Origin of the sequence: Paractinoplanes durhamensis (genome assembly GCF_016862175.1) — a bacterium.
In the GTDB taxonomy this organism is placed as follows: Bacteria; Actinomycetota; Actinomycetes; order Mycobacteriales; family Micromonosporaceae; genus Actinoplanes; species Actinoplanes durhamensis.
Genome location: NZ_BOML01000040.1, coordinates 84,980 through 106,961 on the forward strand (window position 1 = coordinate 84,980; position 21,982 = coordinate 106,961).

A 21,982-nucleotide genomic window follows, 5' to 3' on the forward strand; every position below is an offset into this window, starting at 1 on the left:
GTTCCATGACTTACGTCGTGGTGGGTGGGGGCCTCGCCGGGGCCAAAGCGGTGGAAACCCTACGGGAGTCCGGTTTTGCCGGAGCGGTCACGCTGATCGGGACGGAACCCGAGCTTCCGTACGAACGTCCGCCGCTCTCCAAGGGCCTGCTGCTCGGCAACGACGCCCCGGACAGCGTCTACGTGCACACCGCCGAGTGGTACGCGGAGCACGACGTCACGCTGCGCACCGGCACCACGGTGACCGGCATCGACCGGGCGGCCAAGGCGGTCCGGCTCGGTGACGGTTCGTCGATCGGCTACCAGCGGTTGCTGCTGGCCACCGGTTCCAGCCCGCGGCCGCTGCCCGGCGCCCTGTCGCTGCGCACCCTCGCCGATTCGCACCGGATCGCGGCGGCGGTGACCGAAAGCGGCCGGGTGGTGATCGTCGGGGCCGGCTGGATCGGTCTCGAGGTCGCGGCGTTCGCCCGCAGCCGCGGCGCCGCCGTGACCGTGGTCGGCAGCTCGGCCCTCCCGCTGCAGGGCATTCTCGGCGACGAGATCGCCCAGGTCTTCGCCGACCTGCACCGCGCCAACGGCGTCACCCTGCACATGGGCACCCACGCCGTCGCGGTCGGCGACGGCGCGGTCCGGCTCGCCGACGGCACGAGCCTCCCCGCCGACGTGGTGATCGCCGGCATCGGGGTCACGCCGAACGTGTCGCTCGCCGCCGACGCCGGCCTGGCTGTCGACAACGGCGTGCTGGTCGACCACCGGCTGGCCACCAGTGACCCGGACATCTTCGCGGCCGGCGACATCGCGAACGTCGACCACCCGCTGCTCAAGCACCGCATCCGGGTCGAGCACTGGGCCGCCGCCCGCAACACCGGCCCGGTCGCCGCCAAGGCGATGCTCGGCGAGGACGTCTCCTACGACAAGCTGCCCTACTTCTTCACCGACCAGTTCGACCTCGGCATGGAGTACATCGGCTGGATCGCGCCCGGGGCCGAACCGGAGGTCGTCGTCCGTGGCGATCTCGCAGGGCGGGAATTCATCGCGTTCTGGCTGGTCGACGGCAAGGTCGCGGCGGGCATGAATGTCAACATCTGGGACGTGGGCGAACCGATCGAAGCCCTGATCCGCTCCGGCGCCGTCGTCGACCCGGCCCGCCTCGCCGACCCGGGCGTCGAGCTGTCTGACCTTTCCGGGTAATCGCACTCCGCGTGCGCCCCCGAACTGGCAGATCGACGACGCTTGGCACATGGACGGGTGGCACGCCCAGGTGCTTACGCACGAACGACGTGGTCCCGACGTCGCCGTGTTCACGTGCCGTACGGGCGTGCCATTACCGTTCCATGCCGGGCAGCACGTCACCATCGAGTGCCCGTACCGGCCATGGCAGTCACGGGCGTACGCCATGGCGAACGCCCCGCGACCGGACCGCGTACTGGAGTTCCACGTACGCGCCGCCGGCGTGGCCGGAGTGTCGGCCGCGCTGGTGCGGCGCCTGAAACCCGGCGACATGCTGCGGCTGAGCGAGCCACGCGGCACCCTGGCCCTGGACTCGTTCTCCCGCCGGGACGCCGTCTTCGTGGCCGGCGGCACCGGTCTGGCCCCGGCGAAGGCCCTGATCGAGGAGTTGGCCCGCTTCAACCGAACCCGCTGGATCCACCTGTTCCGCGGCGAGCGCCGGCTGAGCGACTTCTACGACCGGCCGAGCCTGGACCGGATGGAACGGCAACACCCATGGCTGACCGTGCTCAGGGCAACGAGCGACGAGCCCGGCGAGGACGGCGAACAGGCCACGGTCGCCGACCTGATCGCCCGCCACGGCCCATGGCCCGACCACGACTTCTACGTCTTCGGCTCGTCCGGGATGGTCTCCGAAACCCTGATCCGGCTGGACGATCTGGGCGTAACCCCCGACCGAATCCGCCACGGAACGTACGACATAACCCCGGCCGCTCGGTAGCCGTATCCGGTTCTCAGCCTTTTCCGCCTGGCATCGGCTCAGCCTTTTCCTGCCTGGCATCGGCTCAGCCTCTTCCGCCCGGCTTCGGCTCAGCCTTTCAGTCCGGTGGGCCGGTCAGCATGCTCACCTTGAGCACGCCGTCGCGCAACGGCACTGCGTGCCGCTGACGCGTCATCCACGATGCGGCGCCTGCCATCCGCGCGAGCCGCTGCGTGGTCCGGCGACGGTTCTTGTCGTACGCCGTGAGCCCGTGCCCTTTGCTCGCGTCGGTCGTGTTCATCGCGGCGGCCAGGGCGACGGCGTCGATCATTGCTTCGCAGGCGCCGCGGCCCAGATCGGGATTCATGGCGTGGGCGGCGTCGCCGATCAGCGCGACGTTTCCGGCCACATAGGACGGCAGTTTCGGGGTCACGTAGATGTCGTGCCGCAGGATGCCCTCCTCGCTGATCTTCGGGAGGATGTCGGCGACCGGGCCGGTCCAGTGCCCGAAGCGCTGCTGCAGGGCTGCCCGCTCGGCGCCGGGCCGGAAGTCGCCCTCGGGGGCAGCGGCCGAGGCGAACCAGTTGGTGCGGCCACCCTCCTGCGGGGTGACGCCGAACTTGACGCCGGCACCCCAGTACTCGGCGAACGTGTCGATGGGCCGATCATCGAGGGTGCCGCGCCAGGCCGTGGTGCCGGCGTAACGGGCCCGGAAGCGCGGCCCGAAAAGTTCCTCGCGGGTGTGACTGAAGACGCCGTCGGCCGCGACGACCAGGTCGTTCGTCCCTCGTAGCGCCGCGACCTCGCCGATCGGGTCACCGAACCGCAGGTCGCAGCCGTCGGCCGCGGCGCGGAGAACGGCCAGGAGTGCGGGCCGGGACAGCAGGTGGACACGGTCGCCGGTGCGGCGCTCGAGCTTGTCGACGTCGATCCGGGCGATGACGCTGCCGTCCGGTCGGCGGAACTCGCCGTGCTTCTGCGGGCAGCCCCGCTCGCGGACCTCGTCGCCGATGCCGAGGGTGTCGAGGGCGCGCAGGGCAACGGGCCAGATGCCCAGCGCCGTGCCGGTGGGCGGCGTGCCGGTCTGGCGCTCGTGGACGGTGACCTGCCAGCCGGTGCGGTGGAGGGCGATGGCCGCGGCCAGGCCGCCGATGCCACCACCGATGATCGCTGCGGTTCTCCCCATGCATCGGAAGTTACCACAGGTGTAGTTTCGAGACTACTGATGTAGTATGACCGACATGCCGTCACGTCAAGAGGTGCTGCTCGACGCCGCCATCGCGGTGCTGGGCAGTGCAGGGCCCCGCCGGCTCACCCATCGGGCGGTCGACGCGGCCGCCGGTTTGCCCGCCGGCTCGGCGTCGAACTACTTCAAGACCAGGGATGCGCTGGTCAACGCGATGGCGGCGCGGTTCGTGGAGCGGGAGCAGGCGATCTGGGCGACCCTGACCGGGCTGGTGGTGCCGCGCACTCCCGCGGAACTGGCGGTCGCCCTCGCCGCGTTCGTCCGGCGGGCGGTCGAGGCAGACCGGGTGATGACCATCGCCCGATATGGCCTGTTCCTCGAGGCCGCCCTGCACCCCGAGGCCCACCGCACACTGGCCGACTCGGCCCGGGAGATCCGCCGGTTCGGGGCGCAGTGGCTGCGGGCGGTCGGCGCGGCCGACCCGGAAACGGCCTGCGAGCTCATCCTCGACCAGATGGACGGCATGATCCTGCACCAGTTGGCCTACCCCGACCCGGCGCTCGATCTGGAGCGGCGGCTGGACACCGTGGTCCGGGCGTACACCTGAATCGCTCTTTCCTATGTAGAGTTTGATCGTGGATCGCATTGACACGTCGGTGGCGCACCCGGCCCGTCGATACAACTACTGGCTGGGCGGCAAGGACCACTTCGCCGCCGATCGCGAGTCGGGTGACCTGCACGCGAAGGCATTCCCGACAGTCCGGATCGCCGCTCGGGAAAACCGCGACTTCCTCCGGCGAAGCGTGCGTTTCCTGGCCGAGTCCGGCATCCGCCAGTTCCTCGACATCGGCACCGGCCTGCCGGTGCCGGACAACACGCACGAGATCGCGCAGCGCATCGACCCGACGTCCCGGGTCCTCTACGTCGACAACGACCCGATCGTGATGACGCACTCGCGCGCGCTGACCATCGGCAGCCCGACCGGCCGCACCGGCTATGTGGAAGCCGACCTGCGCTCGCCCGAGGTCATTCTCGAAGCCCCGGAGCTGCGGGCCGTGCTCAACTTGCAGGAGCCGGTGGGCTTGCTGCTGGTCGCCGTGCTGCACTTCCTGCACGACGACACCCAGGCGCAAGGGATCGTCCGCACCCTGCTCGCCGCACTCCCACCCGGCAGCTACCTGGTGGCTAGCAACCTGACCCTCGACTACGCATCGCCGGAGCAGGTGGCCAAGCACAAGGAACTGTTGGCCTCGGGCCGCACCGACGCCCGGGCCCGCAACAGCGCCGAGTTCGGCAGTTTCTTCACCGACTTGGAGCTCGTGTCACCCGGCATCGTCGCGGTCAGCGATTGGCGCCCGGAGTCAGACGAGCGACCAACGGCGGCCGACGTCTCCATCTACGGAGCAGTAGGCCGAACCACCTGAACCCCGCCGTCACCCGTCCCGCCGTCCCGCCGTCACCCGTCCCGCGGTGGCCCGTCCCGCGGCGGCCCGTCCCACGGCGGGCAGGCCGATGCCCCAGAAGCGTGACCCGGCGCGGCCCTCACCCCTGAGGTCCAACCCTCGATGGGTGTTCGTCCTTCAGTCCCCTGCCCGACGATCTCACCGGGCCGCTTCCGGAATGGGAACGTCTACGCGATGGCCGGCGCCGGAGTGATCGGCTCCGGAACCGGGCGGACGCGAGGTGCCGACCAGATGGCCGCGTTCAGGGCGGCCCAGGCGGCGCCGATCAGAACCGCCGCCACCGTCTCGCTCGTGCGGCTCCAGCCCAGATAGACCCAGGCCCCGGCGCACGTCGCCACGTAGATCGCCGCCACGGTCCAGACCGTAACCCGCCACTTCCAGGGCAGATGCCCGGCGAGCATCCAGGCGAGCAGCCCCACCGCACCGGCAAGTTGAGCGGTGTGCCCGGCCGCCATCGACGCCATCGCACCCGCCACCTCGAACGGGATGTACCCGTCGAATTCCGAGGCCGCCGGAAAGACGACCGAGACGGGCGTCTGCAGCGTTTCCCAGGCCGGCGGCGTAGCCAGGTAGTAGGCGGCCGCCAGCAGGACGATCGGCAGCACCGGCCCGACCGCCGTGAGCAGCCCGACGTCGGCCCCGCGCCGCCGCCGCATCCACCACCAGCGCACCACCGAGACCACCGCCGCGACCGCGAACAGCACGCCAGGATCGGCAAAGGTAGCCGCGTCCAGCGCGAAGAGATAGCCGTCCGATGTCCACTGAGACCGGGCCCAGTTCGAGATCGCCACGTCCGCGTCCCCCAGCCCACTGAACCGCACTACCAGCGGCACCACCACGACAAGCACCGTGGCCAGCGAGAAGAGCGCCACAGCACCGAGCGCCAGGTCAACCAGCGGCCCAGCCGCACTACGCCCAGGCCGGAACCGGCCGAAGCCCCGCAACACCCCGACCCGCCCGGCAATCGCCCCCAGCGACCGCGCGAACGCCGGAGCCGCAATGGTCCCGCGCTCCGACCCGAGCGAACTCGCCGCCCCAACCCGGCGACCCGCCACTCCAACTCGGCGCCCGGTCGCCCCAGCCCAGCGATCCACCGCTCCAGGCCGGCGACTCGCCGTCCCGGCCCGGCGATCCGCAGCCCGGCGCCCGGTCGTCCCAGCCTGGCGGTCCGTCCTGAGCGTGTGGAACGGCCGCGGGTGACGGCCGATCCAGCGCCCGACCAGAATCAGGGCCACGACGATCGTGGCGAGAGCGGCCAGCGCGCCCCCGGCGCGACCGGCCCGGGCCGCCAGCAGGTCGTAGGAGGCCCCCGCCAGATAACTGGCCCCCACCATCCACAGTGCCCACAGAACCGCGGCAGGCGCGTGCCAAGCGGCGAATCGGCGGTAGCGAACCCCGTTCATCCCCGCCAGCCGAGGAACGAGGGTGCGAGCCCCGACGATCCACTGACCAAGGAAGATCGCCCGACCACCCTGAGAGGTGAAGAGCCGCTCCGCCCGATTCCACCGCTTGTCCCCGATCCAGCGCCCGAGCCGGGTGGACCGCACCCGAGCCCCACGCCGCCGCCCCGAGTGAAAGGCGACCGTGCCGCCGAACACCGCGGCCGCCACCCCCACCAGCAGCGCCGGGACGATCCGCACCGCGCCGGCGTTGGCCAGCAGACCAAGCGCTATCAGCGCAGTGGCGGCCGGCAGCACCAGCCCGGCGACGACCGCCGACTCCGCCGCCACCAGCCCAGCGACCACCGCATACACCAGAACCGGGGGAAGACCACCGAGCAGATCGTTGAGCACGGGCATGCCCGTGACGCTAGGCAGCCCATCCGTCACCCTCAATCGGTGATGGCCCCTAAGTCACACCCAGCCCCGCCACGCTGCGCGTGATCGGCGGGCAAGCGGCTTCGGCGGTGCTGCTGGCGGGGTATGACTGGGTGATGGACATCCTCGTAGCCGGCGGCCACGGCCAGATCGCCCTCCGCCTGTTGAAACTGCTCGCCGCCGACGGGCACACCGCGCGCGGCCTGATCCGCAAACCCGAGCAGGCCGCGGACCTCACCGCCGTCGGCGCCGTCCCGGTGATCGGCGACCTGGAGAACGACCCGTCGCTGGCGCCCTACGTGAAGGGCTCCGACGCCGTGGTCTTCGCGGCCGGCGCAGGCCCAGGCAGCGGCCCGGCCCGCAAACGAACGGTCGACCTCGGCGGCGCGATCAAACTGGCCGACGCGGCCATGTCCGAGGGCGTGACCCGCTACGTCATGGTCTCCTCGATCGGAGCCCAGGACCCGTCGAGCGCCGGCCCGACCATGCAGCCTTACCTGGAGGCAAAGGCGGAAGCCGACGCCTACGTCATCGGCAGCGGTCTCGACTGCACGATCGTCCGCCCCGGCAGCCTGACCGACGACCCCGGAACCGGCCTGGTGACCGTCACCCGTGACCTGGGCAATCGAGGCCCAGTCCCGCGCGACGACGTGGCCGCCGTCCTGGCCGCCTGCCTCGTCACCCCGACCACCATCGGCGTCACCTTCGAACTGTTCGCCGGCGACACCCCGATCCCCGAAGCCCTGAAGCTGTAGCCAGGCGCCAGCCGCAGCCGCGGCGCCGGGCGCCGCAGCCGCCGAAGGTGTGGCTGGTGCTGCAGCTGTAGCCGGTCGCCGAGGCTGCAATCGGCCGCCTACAGGTGGGCGGCCAGGGCGCGGGCTTCGCTGCGCAGTTGCTCCGCGCGGTCCGGGTGGCCGGACCGGTCGTAGTCGTCGGCGACCGTCTCCCGTTCGGTCACCTCCGCCCGCACGATCTGCTCGACCTCCTGGTCGCTCAGTGCGCGCCGCGCCACCTCGGTGGCACCCACACCGATCGGCACCGCCTCGATGGCCTGGCCGCCCGCCGCACCCTCCGCCGGCACCACCGCCTCGGCGTTGTCGATCGCCGCCAAGGTGGCGCGCAACGCCGTAGTGGCGACCCGATCGCGAGCTTTCATGGCGGCCGGCAGCGCCTTCCGAAGCCGGTCCCGCAGCGAGCTGTCCGTCATGCTCGCGACGGTAGCGATCGCGCCGCGCCCGCAACATCGCTTTTCGCGGACGTGACCTCGACGGTCTCGCAGTGGCCTCCGCAGCGACTGCCGGGCCATGACGTCGCCACGTCGCCAGGGCCGGGGAGGCCGGCAGGCTGCTCTCTGCAGTTGTCAAAGAACTGCTGTTGGTCAGCTGCTGCCGAACTCTCGCCGGCAGTGCGGCAGCAGCGCGGAAAGTGCGGGGCCCGCCCGTGGTCGCCACACCAGAGCGAGCAGCGCTGGAACGTCTATCCCGGTGATCGGCACGGCCACCAGACCAGGGTGGACCGCGGCCATCGACTCGCTGAGCACGGCAACTCCCATGCCGCGCGCGGCCAACTCGGCCACTGCGCCGGGTGCCGATGCGACCAGCACGACATCCGGAACGAAGCCCGCGGTCACACACGCATCGTCGAAAGCGGCGCGGATACCGGTCCCCTCGGGCAACGTGACGAGAGGATAGGACATCAAGTCGGCGAGTGGTAAGCCCTTCGATCCCGCAAGCGGCGAGTCGGGCGGGACGAGCGCGATCAGGCCCTCGTCGGCGACCACGTGCGCGCTCAGGTGTTCCGGTACCGCGCCGGCTACGCCGACCAGGGCGATGTCGGCGGTCCCGGCGATCACCGCGGCGATCAGATTGTCGGAGTTGGCTTCCACGATCTCGAGCTCGATCGCCGGGTGCTCACGGTGGAACGCGGCCAGCGCGGCGAACAGGGGCGTGACCTCGCAGCCGGTCACCATCCCGACCGTCAGGTGGCCCCGAACGAGCCCCTTGACCTCGTCGATCGCCTCGCGGAGGTCGGCAGCGGCGTCGAGGGCCGCCCGGGCGTAGGGCAGGGCGGCCGCGCCCGCCGCGGTGAGTCGCGCGATCCGGCCCGACCGGTCGATGAGCTCCGCGCCCAACTCGGTTTCCAAGGCCTTGACCTGGGCACTTACTCCGGACTGGCTGATGTGCACGCGCTCGGCGGCACGGGTGAAGTTGGCTTCCTCGGCCACCGCGAGGAAGTACTCGAGCTGACGCAGTTCCATAACCGCAGATTCTAGTTCCTACAAAAATCATGCGTTGGACTTCTTGAACCGCTGCGAGCAAGGTGGAGACATGACCGAACGCGAAAAGGCTCTTAAGCCGGAAGACCTGACCCGCTTGTTCGTCGAGCGCGCCAACGCGAAGGACGCCGAGGGCCTCGCCCTTCTCTACGAGGAGGACGCGGTCATGGCCTACCCGCCCGGGCAGCAGACCGTGGGCCGCGCGGCGATCCAGAAGCTGTGGGAGGGGGCGCTGCCGCACATGCCGGCGTTCGAGCCGGAGCAGCCGCTGCCCACTCTGATCAGCGGCGACTTGGCCCTGACCGCGACCCCGCCGAAAGACGGCTCGGGCGCCCGGGCCCAGGTGGTTCGCCGTCAGCCCGACGGCAGCTGGCTGCGAGTGCTCGACCAGCCGGAGTTCCAGAAACCGACCAGCTGACCGAGACCAGCTGACCCGGCGGCCAGGGAGTGGCGTCGTCGTCGACCGGTGCAAGTCTGCCGGCCGTCCGGCGGCCGAGAAGTTCGGGGCCGCGGCCCGGCTGCCCTGGGGGACAGGCAACCGGACCGCGAGGGGTGGATCGGGGGATGGATCCCGGGGTGGATCGCAGCGTGGATCCCGGAGTGGGTCCCGGGGTGGGTCCCGGGGTGGATCAGAGTGCGATGTGCTGACCGGGGAAGATCAGGTTGGGGTTGCTGATGGTGCTGCGGTTCAGCTGGTAGAGGGTGTGCCAGCCGCCGTTGACGTGGTTCTTCGTGGCGATGGCCGCCAGCGTGTCGCCGGAGCGGACGACGTACTGCTTGCCGATGGCCTTCACGGTCGTCGACCGGGTGACCTTGGGGGTGACCGCCTTGCGCGGCGTCGTGGGGGACGACTTCTTGGTCGCCTTGTGAGCCGACGACTTCGAGGACGACTTCGAGGACGACTTGGCAGTCGACTTCGAGGAGGACTTCGAGCCGCTCGTGTTGGTGCTCTTGTAGTGCTTCGACGAACCGGCCTTCTTGCCGCACACCGGCCACGCGCCGATGCCCTGGCCGGAAAGCACCTTCTCGGCGATCCGGATCTGCTCCGGCTTGCTTGCCTTGTTGGCGGTGCCGGCGTACTTCGTGCCGCCGTAGGCCCGCCACGTGCTGCGGCTGAACTGCAGGCCGCCGTAGTAGCCGTTGCCGGTGTTGATGCTCCAGTTGCCGCCCGACTCGCACTGCGCGACCGCGTCCCAGTTCACACTGGACGCCAGCGCCGGCGAGGCCGGGCCCAACAGGGCGGCTGTGCCCGCGACACCGGCGGCCGTGAGGCCGAGCGCCAGGCGGGCGTGCTTGCTGACCCGCGAAACGCGGGCATGCTTGTGGATCTGTGCCATGACAGAAAAACCTCCACGCCTACGAGGTCAGCTGTCGGGTTCGGGCTGAGGTGCCCGGCCGCTCCTGGCGGCTTCACCCCGAGGCGCGCGAATCGCGCGCCGAGGAACTTGGGTCCCCCGCTCCCTGCCACGGGTTCGAGATCCGGTGGGCGGCGGCAGGAACTCGGCGTTCCGCCCAACGGTGCCCACGTTCGCGGGACCGGGCCGACGGTAGCCACGAGGAACGGACATCGACCAAGCGTGAAGGGGTGATGGTGACGTTCTTCTCACCGATTGAGCTATTTGATCTTTCTTTACGGTGAGAATGACCGATACGTGATGATCCTGAATTACCGATCGGTAACTTGTCGGGCCACGGCCCGAAACCTGATGCAGAATCGGCAACCATGAGCGAGTTCGTCCGCGATCACGACATCGTCGTCTACGGTGCGTCCGGCTTTGTCGGCGTGCTGGTGGCGAAATACCTGGCCGAGCACGCACCGGCCGGCACCAGGGTGGCCCTGGCCGGCCGTTCCGAGACGAAGCTCGCCGAGGTCAAGCAGCGTCTCGGCGTTGATTGGCCGGTCCTGGTGGCCGACGCCGACGATGCCCCGGCCCTGGCCAAGCTCGCCGAGTCCGCCCGCGTCGTGATCACCACGGTCGGGCCGTATGCGAAGTTCGGCAAGGCGGTCGTGGGTGCGTGCGCGGCGGCCGGCACCGACTACGTCGACCTGACCGGCGAGGTGCTGTTCGCCCGGCAGAGCATCGACGACAACCACGAGCTGGCCCGGTCGACCGGCGCGCGGATCGTGCACTCGTGCGGGTTCGACTCGATCCCGTCCGATCTCGGGGTGCACGTGCTCGATCAGCAGGTCAAGGCGGACGGAGCTGGCGAGCTGGCCGACACCACGCTGGTGGTCACCAGCCTGCGCGGTGGGATCAGCGGCGGCACGATCGACTCGATGCGCCATCAGCTCGATGTCGTCAAGAAGGACCGCAAGCTGCGTCGGGTGGCCGCCAGCCCCTACTCGTTGAGCCCCGACCGGGCGGCCGAGCCCGACCTGGGCCGGCAGGACGACGTCGCCACCCTGAACGGGCCGGACATCAATCCGCGGCTGCGGGGCACGCTCGCGCCGTTCGTGATGGCCTCCTACAACACCCGGGTGGTGCGGCGCAGCAACGCACTGCGGGACTGGACCTACGGCCGGCAGTTCCGCTACCGGGAGGCGATGAGTGTGGGCGCGTCGCCGCTGTCTCCGGTGATCGCGTTCGCCACCAAGCTCGGCCTGGGCGCCCTGATCGTGGGGCTGTCCATGCCACCGACCCGATTCCTGCTCGACCGGATGCTGCCCAAGCCGGGGGAGGGGCCGAGCGAGCAGGCCCGCAACTCGGGTCACTTCACGATGGACCTGTTCACCACGACCACGACGGGCGAGCGGTACACGGCGCGGGTTCGGGCCAAGGGCGACCCCGGCTACGCGGCGACCGCCGTCATGCTCGGCGAGTCGGCGCTCGCTCTGGTCCACGACCGCGACGCCCTGCCGCCGGTCGAGGGCGGCGTCCTCACCCCCGCCACCGCGCTCGGCGACGCCCTGGTCAGCCGGCTTCGAGCGGCCGGAATGGAGATTTCCGCGCGCAAATGCTGACCGCACCACCGCCTGGGAGGGTCAGGTCAGGGAGTTGAGGACGGCCACGCAGTAGTCGGTCAGGTGGTCGGCGAGGACGACCGGGTCTTCGGTCATGTCCCGGGACAGCCAGTCGATGATGACCTCGCTCAGCCCGGACACCAGGGCGAGCAGCATGCGATCGCTGCGGAGATGGTCGGTGGGGTGGCCACCCACCCGGCGCAGCAGGCCCGCCAGGAACTGGGCGTCCTCGCGGATCACGCCCCGCCGCCGCGTCTCCATCCGTGGGGCGTTGATGTAGATGACCTGCGCCCGCTCCGGGTTGGCGCGCAGCATTTCGAGGAGCCGGCGCACCGACGGGCGGAGCATCTCGTCGAGGCTCCCCGGCGACTCCGGTGCTGCCGCGGCGACCCCTTTGAGCAGCCACATGTTCTGCTCGCGGTGCAGGGCCCGCACCAGGTCGGGCCGGTCGGTGAAGTGCTCGTAGAAATACCGCTTGGAGACGCGGGCGTCGGCGCAGACATCGGCGACCGTCACGTCGTCGTAGGCACGCGTGCCGAACAGGTGCAGCGCCGACGTGAGGATCCGCTCACGCCGGTCGGTCGCGCGTTCCTGGCGGGACCGGCCGCCATAATTCTCGCCTCGCCGCGTCACCAACGCAGTCCGTTCGTCCACGAGATCAAAGGTATGCCCTGCGCCACATTCATGCCGCGTGCACCCTCCGTCCACGTTGATCACCGAAGTGGGCCATGACGTATCACTCATGAGCTTCATAACCATCACTACTGGCCGGAACCGGGTGCATACGGGCAGGATCACGGTGTGGCCGCCAGCCGTCTTCCCTACCCGCTCACGCTGACGGGCGAGGGCCTCGTGCTGCGCGACTGGCGCCCGGAGGATCTCGACGATCTGGTGACGCTGCTCGACGACCCGGATGTCGCCCGCTGGACGCCGATGCCGACACCGTTCGACGTGGAGGCCGGCATCGCCTACCTCAAGCGCGCCCACCAGGGCCGGATCAGCGGCCAGCGGATCCAGCTCGCGATCACCGAGGACGGCGGTCGCCCCCTCGGCGAGGTGTTGCTCTTCGGCGTCGACGCCGGCCTCAAGGAGGCCGAGCTCGGCTATCTGGTGGGTTCGCAGCATCGCCGGCGCGGGCTCGCGTCGGGCTCACTCTCACTGCTTTCCGCGTACGCGCGAAGCAGCCTCAAACTGGGTCGCCTGCTCCTGCGGATCGACCCGGCCAACACGGCGAGCACCGCGGTGGCCCGTCGATGTGGTTACCGGCTGACCGCCGACCCCCCGATCCTGCAGGTCGGACCGCACGGGCCGAGCAGTCTGGACACCTGGGAGCTACCCGGCGACCGGGCCGCGACCCGCCTGGAACGACTGAAAAATGTCGCAGCCCGGCGGTACGGTCGTCGCACCTAGAAATCGGGGAAATACCGGGGAGGTGCCGTGGTCAGCGTCGACCGTGCACAGGTGATGGCCTATCGGGTGGCGGCCATGGGGCTGGCGACCCGAAGTCGCCAGCGGCCGGCCGACCTGCCCGTCCTCGATCTGGGCGTGCAGGAGTACACGTCGGGTTCCGACCACGTCGCCCTGGCCGCCCGCACGAGCGCCGGCCTCGACGACGATCGCCTGATCATGGTGTGGGCCGCGCGCGGGGCCCCGCACCTGCACCGCCGAGCCGACCTGGCGGCCCTGGTCAAACAGCTCTGGCCGGTGAGCGACACCGATGCCACCGCGCGCATCCAGAGCGGTCAGATCCCCGAGGGGATGAAGCTGGGTCTGGCCGCCTTCACCGCCACCGCCGCCGCGTTCCGTAAGGTGGTGACGACCTCGATGCCACGCGGCGAGGCGAGCACCGAGGTGAGCAAGCGGGTGCCGAGAGAGTTGACGTATGAGTGCCGGGGCTGCGAGGCGCGGCACATCGCCGGCAACGTCTGGCAGCACTCCGGCCTGGCCGGTGGCGTGCAGGTGGAGTCGCGTGGGCGGGATGCGACGCTCGGCCCGATTCCGGACGCACCGCCGCAGCCGACCGAGAATGCCGGCATCGGCGATCTGATCACCACCTATCTGCGTTTCCTCGGCCCGGCGAGCCCGGCCGACGTGGCGAAATATCTGGGCGGCAGCGCCACCGAGATGAAACGGGTGTGGCCGGCCGGGCTGGCCGAGGTCACCGTCGACGGGCGGAAGAGGTGGCTGCCGGAGTCCGAGCTGGCGGCCCTGACCAAGGCGGCGCCGCCGTCGGGTGTGCGGCTGATCCCGGGGATGGATCCGCTGCTGCAGGCCCGCGACCGCGACCTGGTGGTGCCCGACCGAGGCCAGCAGAAAGAGGTGTGGCGGATCATCGGCAACCCCGGTGCTCTGCTGCTCGACGGCGAGATCGCCGGGGTGTGGCGGGCCAAGATGGCCGGCCGCAAACGGGTCGACCTGACCGTCACCTCCTTCGGCCCGCTCCCGGCCCCGCGCCGTAAACAGATCGAGGCGGAGGCGGCCGAGGTGGCACGCGGGCGTGGGGTGCCGGAGGCGGCGGTCGCGTTCGAGTGACCTTCCGCTGTGGACCGCCAGTCGCTGGGCTAAAACGGACGTATGGCGGGAACTGGCACTCGCGGAGGTATCGGGAAGGCAACGCGCGAGTAACAATGACATCGATCGAGTCGGTTGATCCTCGATCGATGGCATGCCCGGGCCGACCGGAGGTGACGACATGCTGAGCAGGGAAGACAGCCGCCGTCTGGCGGAGCTTGAGCGCCAGTTACGGCGCGACGATCCCGAGTTCTGCGCCCGCATGACCGGTGGTGGCGACAGCCCGGCACCGCGCAGGCGCCACACCCTTTCCCTGATCTGCACGGCCACCGTCATCTGGCTGGCCGCGATCACGCTGGGCGTCCTCGACTGGTGGCCGGCCGCGATCCTGGCCGCCATCTGCGGCACGACCGTGATCGCCGTCCTGATCTACCACCGAGCCCGGCGAAGGCGCGGCAGGAGCTGACCCTGATTTGCCACCGGGCGCGGCGACGGCGCGGCAGAAGCTAAGGAGAAAGGCGGCGCCGATTGGGGTCTTCGGCGCCGCCTTCCGGGTGGAACTGAAAGCCGGGGATTTCCCGTGATGCGCCCCCGCACCACGGGCGGCAGTCAGTTCCGGGTGTTGCTTTCCCGGCGCGCGCGGAACACCCAGATGCGCAGCATCAGGAAGCGGACCGCGGTGGCCAGCAGGTTGGCGAGGATGAGGACGACCAGCTCCACCGATTTGGCCGGGTTGGTCGACAGCGCGTCGAGCAGGGCCAGGGAGCCGCTGGTCAGGCCGAGGCCGACCGCGAAGACGAGCAGGCCCTGTGCCTGGTGACGCCAGGCGCCGTCGTTACCCCGTACCCCGAAGGTGACCCGGCGGTTGGCGGCGGTGTTGGCGATGGCGGTGATCAGCAGGGCGATCAGGTTCGCCCACTGCGGGCCGACGCCGGTGCGCAGCAACGCGTACAGCAGCAGGTAGGCAAGCGTGCTGGCCGCGCCGATGGCGGCGAATCGGATGAGCTGGCCGGTCAGGCCGGCCGGGACGCCGGCCACCGGCAGCGGGTTGCGGCCGAGCTGTTCGCGCAGCGTGCCCAGCGGCAGCCGGCCCGCACCGAACGCACGCAGCAGCCGGACGATGCCCTTCAGGTCGGCGATGGCGGTCGCCCTGATGTCGACCCGGCTGTCCGGGTCGTCCACCCAGTCGACCGGCACCTCGTGGATGCGCAGGCCGGCCCGCTCGGCCAGCACCAGCATCTCGGTGTCGAAGAACCAGCCGGTGTCCTCGACCATCGGCAGCAGGCGCTCGGCCACGTCGGACCGGATGGCCTTGAATCCGCACTGGGCGTCGGAGAAGCGGGCCGACAGGGTGCCGCGCAGGATCAGGTTGTAGGTGCGGGAGATGAACTCGCGCTTCGCGCCGCGCACCACCCGGGAGCCGCGGGCCAGCCGGGACCCGATCGCCAGGTCCGAGTGGCCGGAGATCAGCGGCGCGACCAGCGGCAACAGTGCGTCGAGGTCGGTGGAGAGGTCCACGTCCATGTAGGCGAGGACGGCCGCGTCGGACTGGGTCCAGACGTACTTCAGGGCCCGTCCGCGGCCTTTCTCCGGCAGGTGCACCGACGCCACGCCGGGTAGTTCGGAGGTGAGCCAGCGCGCCACGTCGGCCGTCGAATCGGTGCTCGCGTTGTCCGCGATGGTGATCCGGAAGCGGTAGGGGAAATGCGCCGAGAGGTAGGCGTGCAGACGCCGCACGCACGGCTCGAGGTCGATTTCCTCGTTGTAGACGGGAACGACCACATCGAGCACCGGAGCGTCGAACCGGGTCGGGTCGGCGGCGTGCGATGGCAGCGTCGTAAGGCTCATGTCATCCAAGGTCGGCCACACAACTGGGCAATACGTAGGGCGACCCTGTGTCGGCCCTGTGAGTCCGTTTTCTACTTTGTGAACGTTTCCCTAACGAGTGAACGGAACGAACGGGCGGCCCCGAAGTGGGACCGCCCGTCGATGACGGTAAATGCCTGGTCAGGTCGTCGGTGAGGTCAGGTCGTAGACCGTGGTGCTGCCGACGGTCGACGACGTGAAGTTCGCGGCCACCCACTCGGCGATCTCCGAGCTGGCGTTGCTGCCGCTGCTGGTCGAGCCGCCCACACTGCCGCTGCCGATGAAGTAGTGGATCTTCCCGTCGGCCACGTACTGCTTGAACTGGGCGAGGGTGGGTGCCGGGTCGGTGCCGTTGAAGCCGCCGATCGCCATCACCGGGTCGCCGGTGGCCAGCTGGTAGCTGGACTGGTTCTGTGACCCGACGGTGGCCGCCACCCAGGTGTACTTGTCGGCGTCGGTCTCGAGCAGCGTCTTCATCTCGTCGCTGACTGAGACCCCGTTGATCAGGCCACCCATGCCGCCACCACCACCGCGCATCCCGCCACCGCCGTTGCCGGTGCCCCCGCCACCGGGGAATCCGCCGCCGTTGGTCTGGCCGCCGCCGGGGAATCCGCCGCCCTGGTTACCGCCGGGACCGCCGCCCCCACCACGGTTGCCACCGCCGCCGCCGAAACCGCCACCTCCGCCGAATCCGCCCGACGTCGATGGGCCGGCGGACGGGATCGACCCGGTATGCGCCTCGGACGCGGTCTGTACGGCGTACGCAGCAGGTCCGGCAAGAACCGCGACCAATGCCGCCCCGGCCGACACCAACCCGATTCGCGCCGAAAGGCGCGAAGCCATGAAGGCCGAGCCGAGCACCCCCGCTGCCGCGGCCAGCCCGCCGAGCAGGACCACCCACCGCAGCCAGGGCAGGAAGTCGGAGCTGCGGGCCAGCAGGTGGTAGCACCACCAGGCGGTGATCGCGATGGCCGCGGCGAGGGTGGCCGCCGCGACGATGTTGCGCCGGTTCCGCCAGAGCAGCACCGACCCCATGCCGACGACCGCGCCGACCGCCGGGGCCAGGGCCACGGTGTAGTAGGCGTGGAAGATGCCCTGCATGTAGCTGAAGACGAGCCCGGTGATCATGAGCCAGCCGCCCCAGATGACGAAGCCGGCCCGCTGGCGGTCGGTACGGATCCGCGGCGCGGTGAGAACCAAGCCGGCGACCAGCACGATCAGCGCGCCGGGGAGGAGCCAGGAGATCTGGCCGCCCTGCGAGCTGTCGAACATCCGGAGCAGCCCGGTCTCACCCCAGCCGCTGCCCCCGCCACCCCCGCCGACGCTGCCGGTCTCGTCGCCGGAGAGCCGGCCGAGTCCGTTGTAGCCGAGGGCGAGCTCGAGGATGCTGTTGTTCTGCGAGCCGCCGATGTAGGGCCGCATCGAGGCCGGCACGAGTTCGACGACCGCGATGTACCAGCCGGCCGAGACGACGATCGCGACGCCGGCGATGAGCAGCTGGACGATGCGCTTGCCGAGCTTGGGCGGCCCGGCGATGAGGTAGGCGAGGCCGAAGGCCGGCACCACGAGCAGGGCCTGCAGCATCTTGGCGAGGAACGCGAAGCCGATGAAGACGCCCGCCCAGACCAGCCACTTCGTCTTGCCGTTCTCGATCGCCCGGGAGGTCGCCCAGGCCCCGGCGATCATCAGCAGGACGAGCAGCGCGTCCGGGTTGTTGAAGCGGAACATCAGCACGGCGATCGGGGTGAGGGCCAGCACCGCGCCGGCGATCAGACCGGCCGCCGGGCCGAACCAGCGCTTGACGCTGCTGAACAGCAGGCCGACGCTGGCGACACCCATCAGGGCCTGCGGCACCAGGATGCTCCACGAGTTGACCCCGAAGATCCGGGCGGAGAGCGACATCACCCAGAGTGCCGCGGGCGTCTTGTCCACGGTGATCGAGTTGGCCGCGTCGGAGGAGCCGTAGAAGAGGGCCTTCCAGCTCACCGAGCCGGCCTGGGCGGCCGCCGAGTAGAACGCGTTGGCCCAGCCCGACTCGTTCAGGCCCCAGATGTAGAGGACGCCGGTGAGTAGGAGAAGAGCGTAGAGGGAGGGGCGAACCCAGCTGGGGTCGTCCTCTTTGCCGCGCACCACACGGCTCCAGCGAGATGGGGGAGCCGAGGGCGGTGGGGCCTCTATCACTGGCGGAACGGGCAACGTCGAGGTCATCGAGGCTCCACGGAGGCTGGTGGATTTACTTTCTCGACAACTCTCGACGCGTGCCCTGTCCCGCCTTTGTGGCCTTCCTGTGCGCCCGCTGTAAGTTACCGAGCGCGACGCTTCGCCGACGCCGCAGCGAGTTTTTCGAGTACGCCGACGGTCGGTTCCCAGCCCATGCAGGCGTCGGTGACGGACTGTCCGTAGGTGAGCGGGCCACCCAGGTCCTGCCGCCCGGGAACGAGGAAGCTCTCCAGCATGACGCCGCTGATACCGCGCTGCCCGTCGGCGACCTGACCGGCCACGTCGTCGGCGACGAGCGGCTGGCGCAGGTGGTCCTTGTTGCTGTTGCCGTGCGAGCAGTCGATGACGAGCCGCTCCGGCAGGCCGTCCTTGCGCAGCAGCTGCAGCGCGCCCTCGACGTCGGCGGCGCTGTAGTTGGGGCGGCCACCGCCACCGCGCAGCACCAGGTGGGTGTCGGGGTTGCCGGTGGTGTGCAGGATCGCCGGGGTCCCGGAGTAGTCGATGCCGGGGAAGACGTGCGACGCGGCCGCGGCCTGGATGGCGTCGATCGCGGTGCTGATGCTGCCGTCGGGGCGGTTCTTCATGCCGATCGGCATCGAAAGGCCGGAGGCGAGCTGCCGGTGGACCTGCGATTCGACCGTACGGGCCCCGATGGCACCCCAGGCCACGGTGTCGGCGATGTACTGCGGCGTGATCGGGTCGAGGAACTCGACGGCGGTGGGCAGCCCCCGGCCGACGATCTCGAGGAGCAGCTTGCGGGCGATCCGCAGGCCGGTGCCGACGTCGCCGGTGCCGTCCAGCGCCGGGTCGTTGATCAGGCCCTTCCAGCCGACCGTGGAGCGCGGCTTCTCGAAGTAGACGCGCATCACGATGAGCAGGTCGTCGGCGAGCCGGTCGGCCTGCTCGCGCAGCAGCCCGGCGTATTCGCCGGCGGCGGCCGGGTCGTGCACGGAACACGGGCCGACCACGACCAACAGCCGTGGATCTCGGGCGTTGAGCACGTCCTCGACCTGGCGCCGGCCGTCCAGCACGCTGTCGTGCAGATCGGCGGTGAGGGGCAGCTCGTGGTGCAGCAGCGCGGGGCTCATCAGCGGCACGACGGCGGCGATGCGCTGGTCACGGACGCGCTGGACCTCGGGGATGGTCACGGTGTTCATCTCCTTAGCCGGCGCCCGGGGCGCGAGAGCCGGCATGCTCGTGGGCAAAACAAAAGGCAGCGACGTCGTCGCTGCCTAGGCCGGCTCTGGCTTGGTGTCTCAGGTCATGCGGAGATAACCGAGGCACCGGCTGGAGCCGGCCCGGTAAACCACCGATAGATCCGAGACACGTCGGCCAGCATAGCGCGTCACCGCAGCCGGGGTGCCATCTGCGACAACTGACCAGCTGATGGGACGAGGGGCGGCGGCACGAGCGGCAGGACCACGGTGAAGACGGTCTGGCCGGGAACGCTCTGCACGGAGACGTTGCCGCGGTGCGCGGTGACCACGGCGTGCACGATCGACAGGCCGAGGCCGGTGCTGCCGGCCGCCCGGGATCGGGAGCTGTCGCCGCGGGCGAACCGCTCGAAGATGTGCGGCTGGAGCTCGGGCGCGATGCCGGGCCCGCCGTCGATGACGTGCAGGACGGCGGCATCGTGGCCGGCCCGCACCGCGACGGTGACGGTGGTGCCCTCCGGGGTGTGCGTGCGGGCGTTGGCCAGCAGGTTGGCGAGCACCTGGTGCAGCCGGGCGCCGTCACCGAGCACGGTGACCGGCTCCTCGGGCAGGTCGAGCTGCCAATAGTGCCGTGGCCCGGCGGCGTGCGCGTCGCTGATCGCGTCGACGACCAGCATGGTCAGGTCGACCGGGTCGTGGGCGAGCGGCCGGCCGGCGTCGAGGCGGGCGAGCAGCAGCAGGTCCTCGACGAGCCCGGTCATCCGCTTGGCCTCGGACTCGACTCGGCTGAGCACGTGCGCGATCTCCTCGGAGATCGGGGCCCGGCTGCGGCGGCTCAGCTCGGCGTAGCCACGGATGGCGGCGAGCGGGGTGCGCAGCTCGTGGCTGGCGTCGGCGACGAACTGCCGGACCTGCATCTCGCTGGCGTGCCGGGCTTCGAGGGCGTTGCCGACGTGGTCGAGGAGCTGGTTGAGGGCCGCGCCGACCTGGCCGACCTCGGTGCGCGGGTCGGTGTCGCCGTCCGGCACCCGCTGGGCGAGCTGGACCGCGCCGCGGTCGAGCCGCAGCTCGGAGACGCGGGTGGCGGTGGACGCGACCCGGCGCAGCGGCCGCAGCGTGGCGCGGACGATCAGCGCCCCGGCCCAGCCGGCGATGGCGAGCGCGATGAGCAGGGCACCGCCGATGACGAGGGCAACCCGCAGCAGCGTGCTGTTGTTGTTCTTGAGGGACAGCGCGATCACCCGGATGGTGCCGTTGTCGGTGTCGTCGGCGATCACCCGGTACGAGCCGTACCCCTCGATGTCGATGTCGTGCGCAGTGCCGTCGGCCTTGAGAGCGAGCAGCTGACTTTCCGCCGCGGTGGTCAGCGGGGTGTAGCCGGTGTCGTAGCTGCCGTCGGTCTTCGGGCTGACAATGCCGCTGTTGTCGTCGACGGTGTTGGTGCTGGGGTCGTAGACGATCGAGATCGAGCCGATCTCCGAGCCGATGAACGGGCGGCTCGTGTCGAACCCGCTCGGCGGCTTGAACCCGCCGTTGGAACCCTGGGGCTGGTTGCCGCCGCCGTTGGGCCGAGCGGGGTGCATCGCCGTGGCGAGGCGGGCGTCGATCTGGTCGTACAGCTGCTTGCGCAGGAAGATCTCGGCGGTGCCGCCGACCGCGATGCCGAGCGTGGTGAGCAGGACGACGATGATCGCCACGATGCGGGTACGCAGCGACCAGCCCGCCGGCCGGCGCCAGCGGGCAGGACGAGCGGGACGGATCTCAGTCCGCCGGCTTGAGGACATACCCAGCCCCGCGCATCGTGTGGATCATCGGCGCCCGGCCCGCGTCGATCTTCTTACGAAGGTACGAGATGTAGAGCTCGACCACGTTGGCCTGGCCACCGAAGTCGTAGTTCCACACCCGGTCCAGGATCTGGCTCTTGCTCAGTACCCGGCGCGGGTTGCGCATGAGGTAGCGCAGCAGCTCGAACTCGGTCGCGGTGAGGGTGATCAGGTCGCCGCCCCGGCGGACCTCGTGGCTGTCCTCGTCGAGCGACAGGTCGCCGACGATGAGCTGCGACTCCGTCCGCATCGGCGAGTGACCCATCCGGCGCATCAGGCCGCGCAGCCGGGCCACCACCTCTTCGAGGCTGAACGGCTTGGTGACGTAGTCGTCGCCGCCGGCGGTGAGGCCGGTGATCCGGTCCTCGACCGAGTCCTTCGCCGTCAGGAACAGCACCGGCACCTCGGGCGATTCGCCGCGCAGGCGGCGCAGCACCTCGAGCCCGTCGATGTCCGGGAGCATCATGTCGAGGACGACGGCATCCGGGCGGAAGTCACGGGCGGTGCGGACGGCGGTCTGGCCGTCGCCGGCACTCTTCACGTCCCAGCCCTCGTAACGCAGGGCCATCGAAAGCAGCTCGGCCAGTGTCGGCTCGTCGTCGACCACGAGGACTCGAACCGGGCCACCGTCGGGGCGGCGGAGCTCGGTGCCGGATTCTTGGTTCGCCATCGTCATGCCCCTACTGTCACGGGTCACGCTTTGCGTCGCCTTTCCAGTTCCTGTGTAGCACCTGTGACCCGCACGCACAGGAAGCACAAATTATTCGCACAGCCGT

The 21,982-nt window shown here is 70.3% G+C and carries 21 protein-coding genes and 1 riboswitch; of the genes, 10 read left to right on the forward strand and 11 right to left on the reverse strand.

Annotation, left to right across the window (positions count from 1 at the left end; genetic code table 11):
• The first annotated feature begins 5 nt into the window (after positions 1-5).
• Positions 6-1,190: an NAD(P)/FAD-dependent oxidoreductase gene (locus Adu01nite_RS25440; protein ID WP_203730006.1), complete on the forward strand. Its 1,185-nt coding sequence runs from the start codon at positions 6-8 to the stop codon at positions 1,188-1,190.
• 49 nt (positions 1,191-1,239) lie between these two features.
• Positions 1,240-1,950: an FAD-binding oxidoreductase gene (locus Adu01nite_RS25445; protein ID WP_203730008.1), complete on the forward strand. Its 711-nt coding sequence runs from the start codon at positions 1,240-1,242 to the stop codon at positions 1,948-1,950.
• Between the two features lie 97 nt (positions 1,951-2,047).
• Here Adu01nite_RS25445 and Adu01nite_RS25450 read toward each other — a convergent pair whose 3' ends face one another.
• A complete protein-coding gene (locus Adu01nite_RS25450) occupies positions 2,048-3,115 on the reverse strand; it encodes an FAD-dependent monooxygenase (protein WP_203730010.1) in 1,068 nt (355 codons plus the stop codon).
• 55 nt (positions 3,116-3,170) lie between these two features.
• On the opposite strand from Adu01nite_RS25450, the gene Adu01nite_RS25455 reads away from it, so the two are divergent.
• Both Adu01nite_RS25455 and Adu01nite_RS25460 read left to right on the forward strand, forming a co-directional pair.
• Positions 3,171-3,722, forward strand: a complete 552-nt coding sequence (locus Adu01nite_RS25455) for a TetR/AcrR family transcriptional regulator (protein WP_203730012.1) — start codon at positions 3,171-3,173, stop codon at positions 3,720-3,722.
• 28 nt (positions 3,723-3,750) lie between these two features.
• Positions 3,751-4,539: an SAM-dependent methyltransferase gene (locus tag Adu01nite_RS25460; RefSeq protein WP_379129402.1), complete on the forward strand. Its 789-nt coding sequence runs from the start codon at positions 3,751-3,753 to the stop codon at positions 4,537-4,539.
• Between the two features lie 206 nt (positions 4,540-4,745).
• Here Adu01nite_RS25460 and Adu01nite_RS25465 read toward each other — a convergent pair whose 3' ends face one another.
• Entirely contained in the window at positions 4,746-6,377 is a 1,632-nt protein-coding gene (locus tag Adu01nite_RS25465) for a DedA family protein (protein WP_203730014.1), read from the reverse strand.
• A gap of 134 nt (positions 6,378-6,511) precedes the next feature.
• Here Adu01nite_RS25465 and Adu01nite_RS25470 point away from each other — a divergent pair, with 134 nt between their 5' ends.
• Positions 6,512-7,150 carry an SDR family oxidoreductase gene (locus Adu01nite_RS25470; protein ID WP_203730016.1) on the forward strand — a complete coding sequence of 213 codons (639 nt, stop codon included), beginning with the start codon at positions 6,512-6,514 and terminating at the stop codon, positions 7,148-7,150.
• A gap of 98 nt (positions 7,151-7,248) precedes the next feature.
• Here Adu01nite_RS25470 and Adu01nite_RS25475 read toward each other — a convergent pair whose 3' ends face one another.
• Together Adu01nite_RS25475 and Adu01nite_RS25480 are read right to left on the reverse strand one after the other, a co-directional pair.
• Positions 7,249-7,602: a GatB/YqeY domain-containing protein gene (locus tag Adu01nite_RS25475; protein WP_203730018.1), complete on the reverse strand. Its 354-nt coding sequence runs from the start codon at positions 7,600-7,602 to the stop codon at positions 7,249-7,251.
• A 171-nt stretch (positions 7,603-7,773) separates the two neighbouring features.
• Complete coding sequence (locus tag Adu01nite_RS25480) at positions 7,774-8,652, reverse strand: LysR family transcriptional regulator (protein ID WP_203730020.1); 879 nt, start codon at positions 8,650-8,652, stop codon at positions 7,774-7,776.
• Between the two features lie 70 nt (positions 8,653-8,722).
• Here Adu01nite_RS25480 and Adu01nite_RS25485 point away from each other — a divergent pair, with 70 nt between their 5' ends.
• The gene (locus Adu01nite_RS25485) at positions 8,723-9,088 is read left to right on the forward strand and encodes a YybH family protein (RefSeq protein WP_203730022.1); all 366 of its coding nucleotides are present in this window, start codon (positions 8,723-8,725) and stop codon (positions 9,086-9,088) included.
• 211 nt (positions 9,089-9,299) lie between these two features.
• On the opposite strand, the gene Adu01nite_RS25490 is transcribed toward Adu01nite_RS25485, so the two are convergent.
• Positions 9,300-10,007, reverse strand: a complete 708-nt coding sequence (locus Adu01nite_RS25490) for a LysM peptidoglycan-binding domain-containing protein (protein ID WP_203730024.1) — start codon at positions 10,005-10,007, stop codon at positions 9,300-9,302.
• 1 nt (position 10,008) lies between these two features.
• Positions 10,009-10,165, reverse strand: a riboswitch (cyclic di-AMP (ydaO/yuaA leader).
• A gap of 228 nt (positions 10,166-10,393) precedes the next feature.
• On the opposite strand from Adu01nite_RS25490, the gene Adu01nite_RS25495 reads away from it, so the two are divergent.
• Positions 10,394-11,632 (forward strand): saccharopine dehydrogenase family protein, encoded by a 1,239-nt coding sequence (locus tag Adu01nite_RS25495; protein ID WP_203730025.1) that lies wholly within the window; start codon positions 10,394-10,396, stop codon positions 11,630-11,632.
• Positions 11,633-11,653: 21 nt separating this feature from the next.
• On the opposite strand, the gene Adu01nite_RS25500 is transcribed toward Adu01nite_RS25495, so the two are convergent.
• The gene (locus Adu01nite_RS25500; protein ID WP_239132700.1) at positions 11,654-12,286 is read right to left on the reverse strand and encodes a TetR/AcrR family transcriptional regulator; all 633 of its coding nucleotides are present in this window, start codon (positions 12,284-12,286) and stop codon (positions 11,654-11,656) included.
• Positions 12,287-12,433: 147 nt separating this feature from the next.
• Here Adu01nite_RS25500 and Adu01nite_RS25505 point away from each other — a divergent pair, with 147 nt between their 5' ends.
• The 3 genes from Adu01nite_RS25505 (at position 12,434) to Adu01nite_RS25515 (ending at position 14,609) form a co-directional block, all read left to right on the forward strand.
• Positions 12,434-13,042 (forward strand): GNAT family N-acetyltransferase, encoded by a 609-nt coding sequence (locus Adu01nite_RS25505; protein WP_203730027.1) that lies wholly within the window; start codon positions 12,434-12,436, stop codon positions 13,040-13,042.
• Positions 13,043-13,069: 27 nt separating this feature from the next.
• Positions 13,070-14,164, forward strand: coding sequence for a DNA glycosylase AlkZ-like family protein (locus tag Adu01nite_RS25510; protein WP_239132701.1), 1,095 nt, complete (start codon positions 13,070-13,072; stop codon positions 14,162-14,164).
• 160 nt (positions 14,165-14,324) lie between these two features.
• Positions 14,325-14,609: a DUF3040 domain-containing protein gene (locus Adu01nite_RS25515; protein WP_203730029.1), complete on the forward strand. Its 285-nt coding sequence runs from the start codon at positions 14,325-14,327 to the stop codon at positions 14,607-14,609.
• Positions 14,610-14,752: 143 nt separating this feature from the next.
• On the opposite strand, the gene Adu01nite_RS25520 is transcribed toward Adu01nite_RS25515, so the two are convergent.
• From Adu01nite_RS25520 to Adu01nite_RS25540, 5 genes are all read right to left on the reverse strand, one after another.
• Positions 14,753-15,991: a bifunctional glycosyltransferase family 2/GtrA family protein gene (locus tag Adu01nite_RS25520; protein WP_203730031.1), complete on the reverse strand. Its 1,239-nt coding sequence runs from the start codon at positions 15,989-15,991 to the stop codon at positions 14,753-14,755.
• A 159-nt stretch (positions 15,992-16,150) separates the two neighbouring features.
• Complete coding sequence (locus Adu01nite_RS25525; protein WP_203730033.1) at positions 16,151-18,217, reverse strand: ArnT family glycosyltransferase; 2,067 nt, start codon at positions 18,215-18,217, stop codon at positions 16,151-16,153.
• Positions 18,218-18,312: 95 nt separating this feature from the next.
• Positions 18,313-19,386, reverse strand: coding sequence for a 3-deoxy-7-phosphoheptulonate synthase (locus Adu01nite_RS25530; RefSeq protein ID WP_203730035.1), 1,074 nt, complete (start codon positions 19,384-19,386; stop codon positions 18,313-18,315).
• A 188-nt stretch (positions 19,387-19,574) separates the two neighbouring features.
• Entirely contained in the window at positions 19,575-21,167 is a 1,593-nt protein-coding gene (locus tag Adu01nite_RS25535) for a sensor histidine kinase (protein ID WP_203730037.1), read from the reverse strand.
• Entirely contained in the window at positions 21,145-21,882 is a 738-nt protein-coding gene (locus Adu01nite_RS25540) for a response regulator transcription factor (protein ID WP_203730039.1), read from the reverse strand. Before Adu01nite_RS25540 ends, Adu01nite_RS25535 begins: the two co-directional genes overlap by 23 nt.
• Positions 21,883-21,982: the final 100 nt, after the last annotated feature.

Bases quoted from the DNA above. Each gene is read 5' to 3' on its own strand.
- Adu01nite_RS25440 (WP_203730006.1), top strand. From the start codon at position 6: ATGACTTACGTCGTGGTGGGTGGGGGCCTCGCCGGGGCCAAAGCGGTG.
- Adu01nite_RS25445 (WP_203730008.1), top strand. From the start codon at position 1,240: ATGGACGGGTGGCACGCCCAGGTGCTTACGCACGAACGACGTGGTCCC.
- Adu01nite_RS25450 (WP_203730010.1), bottom strand. From the start codon at position 3,115: ATGGGGAGAACCGCAGCGATCATCGGTGGTGGCATCGGCGGCCTGGCC.
- Adu01nite_RS25455 (WP_203730012.1), top strand. From the start codon at position 3,171: ATGCCGTCACGTCAAGAGGTGCTGCTCGACGCCGCCATCGCGGTGCTG.
- Adu01nite_RS25465 (WP_203730014.1), bottom strand. From the start codon at position 6,377: ATGCCCGTGCTCAACGATCTGCTCGGTGGTCTTCCCCCGGTTCTGGTG.
- Adu01nite_RS25470 (WP_203730016.1), top strand. From the start codon at position 6,512: ATGGACATCCTCGTAGCCGGCGGCCACGGCCAGATCGCCCTCCGCCTG.
- Adu01nite_RS25475 (WP_203730018.1), bottom strand. From the start codon at position 7,602: ATGACGGACAGCTCGCTGCGGGACCGGCTTCGGAAGGCGCTGCCGGCC.
- Adu01nite_RS25480 (WP_203730020.1), bottom strand. From the start codon at position 8,652: ATGGAACTGCGTCAGCTCGAGTACTTCCTCGCGGTGGCCGAGGAAGCC.
- Adu01nite_RS25485 (WP_203730022.1), top strand. From the start codon at position 8,723: ATGACCGAACGCGAAAAGGCTCTTAAGCCGGAAGACCTGACCCGCTTG.
- Adu01nite_RS25490 (WP_203730024.1), bottom strand. From the start codon at position 10,007: ATGGCACAGATCCACAAGCATGCCCGCGTTTCGCGGGTCAGCAAGCAC.
- Adu01nite_RS25495 (WP_203730025.1), top strand. From the start codon at position 10,394: ATGAGCGAGTTCGTCCGCGATCACGACATCGTCGTCTACGGTGCGTCC.
- Adu01nite_RS25515 (WP_203730029.1), top strand. From the start codon at position 14,325: ATGCTGAGCAGGGAAGACAGCCGCCGTCTGGCGGAGCTTGAGCGCCAG.
- Adu01nite_RS25520 (WP_203730031.1), bottom strand. From the start codon at position 15,991: ATGAGCCTTACGACGCTGCCATCGCACGCCGCCGACCCGACCCGGTTC.
- Adu01nite_RS25525 (WP_203730033.1), bottom strand. From the start codon at position 18,217: ATGACCTCGACGTTGCCCGTTCCGCCAGTGATAGAGGCCCCACCGCCC.
- Adu01nite_RS25530 (WP_203730035.1), bottom strand. From the start codon at position 19,386: ATGAACACCGTGACCATCCCCGAGGTCCAGCGCGTCCGTGACCAGCGC.
- Adu01nite_RS25535 (WP_203730037.1), bottom strand. From the start codon at position 21,167: ATGTCCTCAAGCCGGCGGACTGAGATCCGTCCCGCTCGTCCTGCCCGC.
- Adu01nite_RS25540 (WP_203730039.1), bottom strand. From the start codon at position 21,882: ATGACGATGGCGAACCAAGAATCCGGCACCGAGCTCCGCCGCCCCGAC.